Annotated in this window: 9 protein-coding genes; 7 read left to right on the forward strand and 2 right to left on the reverse strand. The window is 43.3% G+C overall.

Going from position 1 to position 9,784, the window contains the following annotated elements; all coding sequences use genetic code 11:
• The first annotated feature begins 47 nt into the window (after nt 1-47).
• The 6 genes from ilvL to ilvA all read left to right on the forward strand — a co-directional run bounded on the left by ilvL (nt 48) and on the right by ilvA (nt 6,641).
• Entirely contained in the window at nt 48-149 is a 102-nt protein-coding gene (ilvL, locus tag AACU95_RS04520; RefSeq protein WP_017827031.1) for an ilv operon leader peptide, read from the forward strand.
• Between the two features lie 129 nt (nt 150-278).
• The gene (ilvG, locus tag AACU95_RS04525) at nt 279-1,928 is read left to right on the forward strand and encodes an acetolactate synthase 2 catalytic subunit (protein WP_141192266.1); all 1,650 of its coding nucleotides are present in this window, start codon (nt 279-281) and stop codon (nt 1,926-1,928) included.
• On the forward strand, nt 1,925-2,203 hold the full coding sequence (ilvM, locus tag AACU95_RS04530) for an acetolactate synthase 2 small subunit (protein WP_004246366.1): 279 nt from the start codon (nt 1,925-1,927) through the stop codon (nt 2,201-2,203). The genes ilvG and ilvM overlap by 4 nt, the downstream gene beginning before the upstream one ends.
• A gap of 10 nt (nt 2,204-2,213) precedes the next feature.
• A complete protein-coding gene (locus AACU95_RS04535; RefSeq protein ID WP_004246365.1) occupies nt 2,214-3,140 on the forward strand; it encodes a branched-chain amino acid transaminase in 927 nt (308 codons plus the stop codon).
• Nucleotides 3,141-3,212: 72 nt separating this feature from the next.
• Nucleotides 3,213-5,063, forward strand: coding sequence for a dihydroxy-acid dehydratase (gene ilvD, locus AACU95_RS04540; protein WP_004249676.1), 1,851 nt, complete (start codon nt 3,213-3,215; stop codon nt 5,061-5,063).
• Nucleotides 5,064-5,066: 3 nt separating this feature from the next.
• Nucleotides 5,067-6,641 carry a threonine ammonia-lyase, biosynthetic gene (gene ilvA, locus AACU95_RS04545; RefSeq protein ID WP_004246363.1) on the forward strand — a complete coding sequence of 525 codons (1,575 nt, stop codon included), beginning with the start codon at nt 5,067-5,069 and terminating at the stop codon, nt 6,639-6,641.
• Here ilvA and ilvY read toward each other — a convergent pair.
• Nucleotides 6,627-7,514 (reverse strand): HTH-type transcriptional activator IlvY, encoded by an 888-nt coding sequence (gene ilvY, locus AACU95_RS04550; RefSeq protein WP_004246362.1) that lies wholly within the window; start codon nt 7,512-7,514, stop codon nt 6,627-6,629. The genes ilvA and ilvY overlap by 15 nt on opposite strands.
• 172 nt (nt 7,515-7,686) lie before the next feature.
• Between ilvY and ilvC the strand changes: the two genes are divergently transcribed.
• Entirely contained in the window at nt 7,687-9,162 is a 1,476-nt protein-coding gene (ilvC, locus tag AACU95_RS04555; RefSeq protein WP_141192267.1) for a ketol-acid reductoisomerase, read from the forward strand.
• Nucleotides 9,163-9,389: 227 nt separating this feature from the next.
• Here ilvC and tnpA read toward each other — a convergent pair.
• Nucleotides 9,390-9,784: IS200/IS605 family transposase (tnpA, locus tag AACU95_RS04560; RefSeq protein ID WP_161737186.1), on the reverse strand; the 395-nt coding region annotated here is incomplete at its 5' end.

Here is a 9,784-nt window from a genome sequence, read left to right on the forward strand (position 1 = left end):
AACACAACACATACTATTTTTTACTACAGAAAAAGAATTTTAATATTATGAATACTATCGTCCTAGTGATTAGCCTAATTATTGTCAGCGTGGTGGTGATTATTAACCCACTGTGCGGGGCTGCACTAGGACGAAGAAAGGCTAACTAAACTAGCCGGATCTCAGAAAAACCCCCGCACCGAAAGGCGCGGGGGTTTTTTTTGAGCCAAGGATTTTAAAGAGAATAAAAAAGAAAATAAATTAATATTAAACAAGAAGTTAAGACGCAGGGTGAAAGAATGAATGGAGCACAGTGGTTAGTTCAAGCATTACGAAAACAGCGAGTGGAAACGGTCTTTGGTTATCCTGGCGGTGCGATTATGCCTGTGTATGACGCACTCTATGATGGCGGTGTCGAACATGTTTTGTGTCGTCATGAACAGGGAGCCGCTATTGCTGCTATCGGATTTGCTCGTTCTACCGGTACAACTGGTGTCTGTATCGCGACATCAGGCCCAGGCGCTACTAATGTCATCACAGGTCTTGCTGATGCATTGTTAGATTCTGTGCCTGTTGTTGCTATCACAGGGCAAGTTGCTTCAAATTTAATCGGGACAGATGCTTTTCAAGAGGTGGATGTACTTGGGCTCTCTTTAGCATGCACCAAACATAGTTTTCTGGTTTCTGATGTGAATGAACTGCCAAGAGTCGTATCAGAAGCATTTTCGATCGCTAAGCAAGGGCGTCCAGGCCCTGTGTTAATTGATATTACTAAAGATGTGCAATTAGCAGATGCTTCACATTTAGCTGATTATCCATTGCCACAAGAGCAAGAGTTTCCCTATCCCGAACATGAAATCGCGCAGGCTCTGCAGATGTTAGCACAAGCGAAAAAGCCGATTTTGTATGTTGGGGGCGGTGTAGCAATGAGCCAAGGTGTTGAGGCGCTAAGATCTTTTGTAAAACAGACGCAAATCCCCGTTGTTTCGACATTGAAGGGGTTAGGTTGTGCTAATGCATTTGATGCCAATTATTTAGGTATGTTGGGTATGCATGGTACAAAAGCTGCTAATTATGCCGTTCAACGTAGTGATTTATTAATTGCTGTAGGCGCTCGTTTTGATGATCGCGTAACGGGTCGTTTAAATACTTTTGCACCCAATGCAAAAGTGATCCATATCGATATCGATTACGCAGAGCTTAATAAATTAAAACAAGCCCATATTGCTTTGTTAGGTGATGCCAAAGTGTTATTACCTAAGTTATCTCAACCGTTAGCTATTGAGGCATGGCAAGAAGAGGTACAGCAATTAATCGCTGAATATGCTTGGCGCTATGATCATCCCGGTGAAGCAATTTATGCTCCTTTGTTGTTAAAACAGTTATCTGATGCTAAGCCTGAAAATAGCATTGTGACAACAGATGTTGGACAGCACCAAATGTGGTCAGCACAGCATATGACATTTGATGGGCCAGAAAATTTTATTACTTCTAGTGGGCTAGGCACGATGGGATTTGGTATCCCCGCGGCTATTGGTGCGCAAATAGCTAGACCTGATGCGTGTGTTATCTGTGTCTCTGGTGACGGCTCTTTTATGATGAATGTGCAGGAGTTAGGCACCATTAAACGTAAGCAATTACCTATTAAATTGGTGTTATTGGATAACCAGCGGCTTGGTATGGTGCGCCAATGGCAAGAGCTGTTTTTTGAGCAACGTTATAGTGAAACCATTTTAACGGACAACCCTGATTTTGTTGCTTTGGCAAAAGCTTTTGATATTCCGGGGCAGCGTATTACAGAAAAAGCACAGGTTGCTGAAGCAATTAAATGTTTATTAACCAGTGATGGCCCTTATTTATTACAGGTATCTATCGATGATGCAGAGAATGTCTGGCCTTTAGTCCCGCCGGGCGCAAGCAATGATGAGATGATGGAGAAATCAAAATGAACCAACACAATATCACAATTGAAGCCCGTTTTTGTCCAGAGATCTTAGAACGTATCTTGAGAGTTATCCGCCACCGTGGTTTTCATATATGCTCAATGAATATGAATATCACAGAAAGTAACTATATTAATTTAGCTCTGACTGTGAGCAGTCAACGACCTGTTGATCTTTTATGTAGCCAGTTAACAAAGTTAGCTGATGTTGCAGGTATTCAGGTCTTACATCAACAACAAAAAGAAAAATTACAATTCATAAGTGCACTTAGTGCCATGTAAGGATAGAAGAATGACAAAGCAAGCTGATTATATTTGGTTCAACGGTGAAATGGTTCCATGGGCTGAGGCAAAAGTACATGTCATGTCTCACGCACTACATTATGGAACGTCTGTATTTGAAGGAGTACGTTGCTACGATTCCCATAAAGGGCCTGTCGTTTTTCGCCATCGTGAGCATATGCAACGATTGCATGATTCTGCCAAAATTTATCGTATGCCTGTCGCGCAAAGTGTTGATGAGTTAATGGAAGCTTGTCGCGAAACATTGCGCAAAAACCAGTTAGTCAGCGCTTATATTCGTCCTTTAGTTTTTATTGGTGATGTCGGAATGGGGGTTAATCCACCAGAAGGTTATAAAACCGATATCATTATTGCTGCATTCCCATGGGGGGCATATTTAGGTGAAGAGGCGTTAGATAAAGGGATTGATGCGATGGTCTCTTCTTGGCATCGAGCAGCACCTAATACTATCCCGACGGCGGCCAAAGCAGGAGGTAATTATCTCTCTTCATTGTTAGTGGGCAGTGAAGCTCGTCGCCATGGTTATCAAGAAGGGATTGCATTAGATGTTCATGGTTATCTTTCTGAAGGGGCTGGTGAGAACTTATTTGAAGTAAAAGATGGCGTTATTTTTACTCCTCCATTTACCTCATCTGCGCTACCGGGGATCACTCGCGACGCAATTATTAAATTAGCGAAAGATCTCGGTTATGAAATTCGTGAACAAGTACTGTCTCGAGAATCTCTCTATCTTGCTGATGAAGTGTTTATGTCTGGTACCGCTGCAGAAATTACACCAGTTCGTAGCGTTGATGGTATTCAAGTTGGTATTGGTCGCTGTGGTCCAGTAACAAAAGCTATTCAGAAAGCTTTCTTTGGTTTGTTTACGGGTGAAACCGAAGACAAATACGGCTGGTTAGATCCTGTCAATCCATAATCATAATTAAATACATTTATTGAGCGAGTAGTTCGTTCCCTACTCGCTGTTATTATCGCAGGAGTGTGAAAAATGCCTAAATACCGTTCAGCAACAACGACACATGGTCGCAACATGGCTGGCGCCCGCGCATTATGGCGTGCAACAGGAATGACTGACGCTGATTTTGGTAAACCTATTATCGCAGTTGTAAATTCATTTACTCAATTTGTACCCGGTCATGTGCATTTGCGGGATTTAGGAAAACTGGTTGCAGAGCAAATTGAAGCTGCGGGTGGTGTGGCTAAAGAATTTAATACTATTGCGGTGGATGACGGTATCGCGATGGGACATGGTGGCATGCTTTATTCGTTACCTTCCCGTGAGTTAATTGCTGATTCTGTGGAATATATGGTCAATGCACATTGTGCAGATGCCATGGTATGTATTTCTAACTGCGACAAAATCACACCGGGTATGCTGATGGCGTCTTTACGCTTAAATATCCCAGTCATTTTTGTTTCTGGTGGACCGATGGAAGCGGGTAAAACCAAGCTTTCTGATCAATTGATCAAGTTAGATCTGGTTGATGCGATGATCCAAGGGGCTAATCCTAATGTCAGTGATGCTGATAGTGAACAAATTGAGCGTTCTGCTTGCCCTACATGTGGATCATGCTCTGGTATGTTTACGGCAAACTCAATGAATTGTTTGACTGAAGCGTTAGGATTATCGCAACCGGGTAATGGTTCATTATTAGCAACCCATGCTGATCGTAAAACATTATTTATTAATGCGGGTAAGCGTATTGTTGAATTAACTAAACGTTATTACGAACAAGATGATCTATCTGCATTACCACGTAATATCGCTAAAAAAGAAGCATTTGAAAATGCGATGATCTTAGATATCGCCATGGGGGGATCAACAAATACCGTTTTACATCTATTAGCTGCCGCGCAAGAAGGTGATGTTGATTTTAAGATGGAAGATATCGACAGACTTTCTCGCCAAGTTCCTCATTTATGTAAGGTGGCACCAAGTACCCAAAAATATCATATGGAAGATGTGCACCGAGCAGGTGGGGTGATGGGGATTTTAGGTGAATTAGACAGAGCAGGATTACTTAATCGCAATGTTAATAATATCTTAGGCTTAAGTTTGCCTGAAACATTAGCACAATATGATGTGATGCTAAGCCAAGATGAGCAAGTGAAATCAATGTACCAAGCCGGTCCCGCAGGTATTCGTACCACAAAAGCTTTTTCACAAGATTGCCGTTGGCCGACTTTAGATACCGATCGTGAACAGGGGTGTATCCGAAGTAAAGCGCATGCTTATAGCCAAGATGGTGGTTTGGCCGTGTTATCAGGTAATTTAGCGCAAGATGGTTGCATTGTTAAAACCGCGGGTGTGGATGAAGATAATTTAGTGTTTAGTGGCCCTGCTAAAGTATACGAAAGCCAAGATGATGCGGTAGAGGCAATTTTAGGTGGCAAGGTCGTTGCGGGTGATGTGGTCATTATCCGTTATGAAGGCCCGAAAGGGGGGCCCGGTATGCAAGAAATGCTCTATCCAACCTCATATTTAAAATCAATGGGATTAGGCAAAGCGTGCGCATTAATCACGGATGGACGTTTTTCTGGTGGAACCTCGGGGTTATCTATCGGACACGTTTCACCGGAAGCGGCAAATGGTGGGATCATTGGTTTAGTGGAAGAAGGGGATATTGTTGATATCAATATTCCAAATCGCGAAATTAACTTACGGGTAGATGAGAAAACACTAGCAGCCCGTCGTGAAGCACAACTTGCTCGTGGAGATAAAGCGTGGACACCTAAAGATAGGCAGCGCCAAGTCTCTTTTGCTTTACGTGCCTACGCGTCTTTAGCAACCAGTGCAGACAAAGGTGCTGTACGTGACAAATCTAAACTAGGGGGCTAACTCATGGCAGCCTTTAGACCTTTAACTTCAGCACCCAGTAGTGCTGAATATTTAAAAGCCGCATTAAGTGCGCCTGTTTATGAAGCTGCTGTCGTGACACCTTTGCAAGAGATGGCAAAAATTTCTCAGCGTTTAGAAAATACCATTTTAGTTAAACGAGAAGACCGACAACCGGTGCATAGCTTTAAACTGCGTGGCGCTTATAACATGATTGCAGGGTTAACGCCGGAGCAAAAGGCAAAAGGGGTGGTTACTGCATCAGCGGGAAATCATGCCCAAGGGGTGGCATTATCAGCTAATCGAATGGGCGTAAAAGCATTAATTGTGATGCCTATTGCAACGGCGGATATCAAAGTGGATGCCGTACGCCAGTTTGGTGGTGAAGCATTGTTGTATGGGGCTAACTTTGATGAAGCAAAAGCAAAAGCCATCGCTTTGGCAAAAGAGATGGGATATACCTTTGTGCCTCCTTTTGATCATCCCGCCGTGATTGCAGGGCAAGCAACATTAGCAATGGAGCTGTTACAACAGGACGTCCATCTTGATCGTATTTTTGTGCCTGTTGGCGGCGGCGGTTTAATTGCTGGGGTTGCTGTATTAATTAAACAACTGATGCCTGAAATAAAGATCATTGGTGTTGAGGCGGAAGATGCTGCTTGTTTAAAAGCAGCGTTAGAAGCAGGACATCCTGTTGAATTACCTCGCGTTGGATTATTTGCCGAAGGTGTCGCTGTCAAACGTATTGGCGATGAAACCTTCCGTTTATGCCAAAAGTATGTTGATGATGTGATAACCGTTGATAGTGATGCAATTTGTGCCGCAGTAAAAGATCTGTTTGAAGACGTACGCGCTATTGCAGAGCCTTCTGGTGCTTTAGCATTAGCAGGGCTAAAAAAATATGTTGAGGAGCATCAGATCAAAGGGGAACGTTTAGCCCACGTACTTTCTGGCGCTAATGTCAATTTCCATGGCTTACGTTATGTTTCGGAACGTTGTGAACTAGGTGAAAAACGAGAAGCGCTATTTGCCGTTACAATTCCCGAACAAAAGGGTAGTTTTTTGCGTTTTTGCCAAATTTTAGGACAACGTGTTGTTACTGAATTTAACTATCGTTATAGCGATGCCGATCCAGAAAATGCACGTATTTTTGTCGGTGTGCGTTTAAGCCAAGGGCTACAAGAGCGTAAGGAAATCGTGCAACAGCTAACGGAGGCGGGTTATCAAGTCTCCGATCTCTCCGATGATGAGATGGCAAAATTGCATGTGCGTTATATGGTCGGTGGTCGCCCTAATCAGCCATTAAAAGAGCGTCTGTTTAGCTTTGAGTTTCCAGAAGCACCGGGTGCATTAATGAAGTTTCTTAAAACATTAGGGACTTACTGGAATATTACGCTATTTCATTACCGAAGCCATGGTACTGATTATGGCCGTGTGCTGGTGGCGTTTGAGTTACCTGAAACGGAAGGGCGTTTTGAACGGCATTTAGATGCGTTAGGTTATGAATATCATGATGAGACAGGAAATCCGTCTTTTCAGTTATTTCTTTCACCACAAACAGCCAGCTTAGTGGTGGAGTAGGCGCCAAAACGCACTGATCACAGGCTCTTGAAGGCGTTTGTGTAAACCACAAACGCCAAGTTCAAAGGGTTCTACCAGCGATATATTATCGAGCAAAGAGATACGGTTTCGTACCGGCTCAGGGCAGTTATCGACGACAACTTGCGGAATAAGTGCGATACCACAACCAAGAGCAACCATTGAAACAATCGCTTCATGCCCTGAAACAGTGGCATAAATCAGAGGATTTTGAATTCGATGGCGTTTAAACCATAAAGCAATGCGCTGTCGTGATGGGCCGTGTTCAGGAATGATAAAGGGAATATTGAGCCAATCCGGTTTTTCTTGTGTAGCAAGGTGTCGAACATTACCCGGTAGAGCAGGGGCAATAAGAACTAAGGGGATCTCGCCTATTTTCTCAAAGCAGATATTTTCAGGCAACTTCTCTGGTTTTCCTGCAATACCTAAATCGGCTTCATCTGAGATAACTTTATCCACAGCATCTGCGGCATCACCGGTAGTCAATTTTATCTCGACTAAGGGATTTTCCGCACGAAAACGGTCAAGGATCGGCGGAAGGTGACTATAAGCTGCAGTGACTGAACAAAATAGACGTAGCTCTCCAGACAAGCTGGGACTGTTCTGGTTTAGCGTATGTTTGAGTTGCTTATATTGCAATAAGGTGTGTTGAGCATAACGTTTAAGTTGTTCCCCTGCATCAGTCAGTGTGACTTGGCGGTTATCACGCAAAAAAAGTGGATGCCCTAGTTGTTCTTCAAGACGCTGGATCTGACGTGAAAGCGTGGATGGACTGACATGCATGGCTTGCGCAGTCTTGGTGAAATGGCAACTTTCAGCAAGATGTAAGAAGAGTTTGAGATCGCGAATATCCATGGTCAGCCGCCTAGGTAAATAGTAAAAATAACGTTGCATTTATTGCAACATCATCTTGTAAATATATCAATTTAAGCAATGGCTTTCATCCCCTATAGTAAAGTCATGCAATACCTCACCGAGAGTGGGGATAACAATAGCAAACATATACACAACGATTTGGGAGTCGCTCATGGCCAATTATTTTAATACATTGAATCTGCGTCAGCAGTTGTCGCAACTGGGTAAATGTCGCTTTATGTCTCGTGACGAATTTGCCGATGAGGCTAATTATCTAAAAGGTAAAAAAGTCGTTATTGTTGGCTGTGGTGCACAAGGTTTAAACCAAGGTTTAAATATGCGTGATTCAGGACTGGATATCGCCTACGCATTACGCCAAGAGGCTATTGATGAAAAGCGTGCTTCATGGCGTCGTGCCACTGAAAATGGTTTTGAAGTAGGAACCTATGAAGCATTGATCCCGCAAGCCGATTTAGTGGTTAACTTAACGCCGGATAAACAGCACTCCGCCGTTGTTCAAGCCGTTCAACCACTGATGAAGTCAGGCGCCGCTTTGGGGTATTCTCATGGGTTTAATATCGTTGAAGTGGGTGAAAAAATTCGTGACGATATTACCGTTGTGATGGTTGCGCCAAAATGTCCAGGTACTGAGGTGCGCGAAGAGTATAAGCGTGGTTTTGGTGTACCTACCCTAATTGCTGTTCACCCAGAAAATGATGCTAAAGGTGAAGGTATGGCCATTGCGAAAGCATGGGCGGCAGCCACAGGTGGACATCGTGCGGGAGTGTTGGAATCATCTTTTGTTGCGGAAGTAAAATCAGACCTGATGGGCGAGCAAACTATCCTGTGTGGTATGTTACAAGCCGGCTCTCTGCTGTGTTATGACAAAATGGTTGCTGAAGGTGTTGAACCGGGCTATGCAGGTAAGCTTATCCAGTTAGGTTGGGAAACGATTACAGAAGCTCTGAAACAAGGTGGTATTACCTTGATGATGGATAGATTATCTAATCCTGCCAAAATGCGTGCTTATGCTTTATCAGAGCAATTAAAAGAGATTATGGCACCACTGTTTGCTAAACATATGGATGATATTATTTCAGGTAAATTCTCTGAAACCATGATGGCAGATTGGGCAAATGATGATAAAAACTTGCTGACATGGCGTGAAGAAACGGGTGCAAGCGCATTTGAAAATTATCCTGAATATGAAGGTAAAATCAGCGAGCAAGAGTATTTTGATCATGGCGTATTGATGGTTGCGATGGTTAAAGCGGGTGTTGAGCTGGCGTTTGATACGATGATTGAAGCTGGCATTATCGCTGAGTCTGCCTATTATGAGTCACTGCATGAATTGCCATTAATCGCGAATACGATTGCGCGTAAACGTCTGTATGAAATGAATGTGGTTATTTCAGATACCGCAGAGTACGGTAACTATCTGTTCTCTTTTGCCGCCGTGCCGATGTTAAAAGAGTTTATGACGACGTTGCAAAGTGGCGATTTAGCGAAGCATGTTCCAGATAGTGGGACAGATAATGCTCAATTGCGTGATATCAATGAAGCCATTCGTCAGCACCCTATTGAGATTGTCGGTAAGAAATTAAGAGGGTATATGACGGATATGAAAAAGATTGCTGTTGCCAACTAATTTTTCGTCGCTCTTTACGCGATAAGTGCGTTGGCTGCACTCGGTTACCCAAGTCACATACTAATGTATGCTCCTTGGGATAACCTCCTTTGCCGCCTTCTTCTCACGCAAATAGCTTAGAAAAATAAGTACTAATATATTTTAAAAGATAAAACAGAATATAAGTTTATCCAAAGCACCGTAAAACCCCGTCCTTCAGGTCGGGGATATAAGGCGCGGTTTTTTAACTAACTAGGTGTTTCCTGTTGCTCAATATACTGGCAGATAATGGATATTGGTGCGCCACCACAACTCCCCGCGAAATAACTCGGCGACCAAAGAACCCCCTTGTAGTAATCACGTTGGGCAATATCAGGACGATCACGTCGAAGTAATCGGCTCGATACCCCTTTAAGGCTGTTAACCAGATTAGATATCGCCAGTTTTGGCGGGTAATTAATCAGTAAATGAACCTGATCCCGCTCCCCATCCATTTCAACCCGTTCAACATCAAAATCAGCACAAACACTAGCAAAGTAGCCTCGCCATTTTTCAATTGCATCCTGATCAAATATTTTTTGCCGGTATTTTGTGACAAAGACCAAATGGACGTGCATCAGGAATACACAATGTCTGCCACGGC

Source organism: Proteus sp. G4415, assembly GCF_963896075.1.
GTDB lineage: Bacteria > Pseudomonadota > Gammaproteobacteria > Enterobacterales > Enterobacteriaceae > Proteus > Proteus mirabilis.

Coding starts and splice junctions, on each gene's coding strand:
- ilvL (WP_017827031.1), top strand. CDS start 48: ATGAATACTATCGTCCTAGTGATTAGCCTAATTATTGTCAGCGTGGTG.
- ilvG (WP_141192266.1), top strand. CDS start 279: ATGAATGGAGCACAGTGGTTAGTTCAAGCATTACGAAAACAGCGAGTG.
- ilvM (WP_004246366.1), top strand. CDS start 1,925: ATGAACCAACACAATATCACAATTGAAGCCCGTTTTTGTCCAGAGATC.
- AACU95_RS04535 (WP_004246365.1), top strand. CDS start 2,214: ATGACAAAGCAAGCTGATTATATTTGGTTCAACGGTGAAATGGTTCCA.
- ilvD (WP_004249676.1), top strand. CDS start 3,213: ATGCCTAAATACCGTTCAGCAACAACGACACATGGTCGCAACATGGCT.
- ilvA (WP_004246363.1), top strand. CDS start 5,067: ATGGCAGCCTTTAGACCTTTAACTTCAGCACCCAGTAGTGCTGAATAT.
- ilvY (WP_004246362.1), bottom strand. CDS start 7,514: ATGGATATTCGCGATCTCAAACTCTTCTTACATCTTGCTGAAAGTTGC.
- ilvC (WP_141192267.1), top strand. CDS start 7,687: ATGGCCAATTATTTTAATACATTGAATCTGCGTCAGCAGTTGTCGCAA.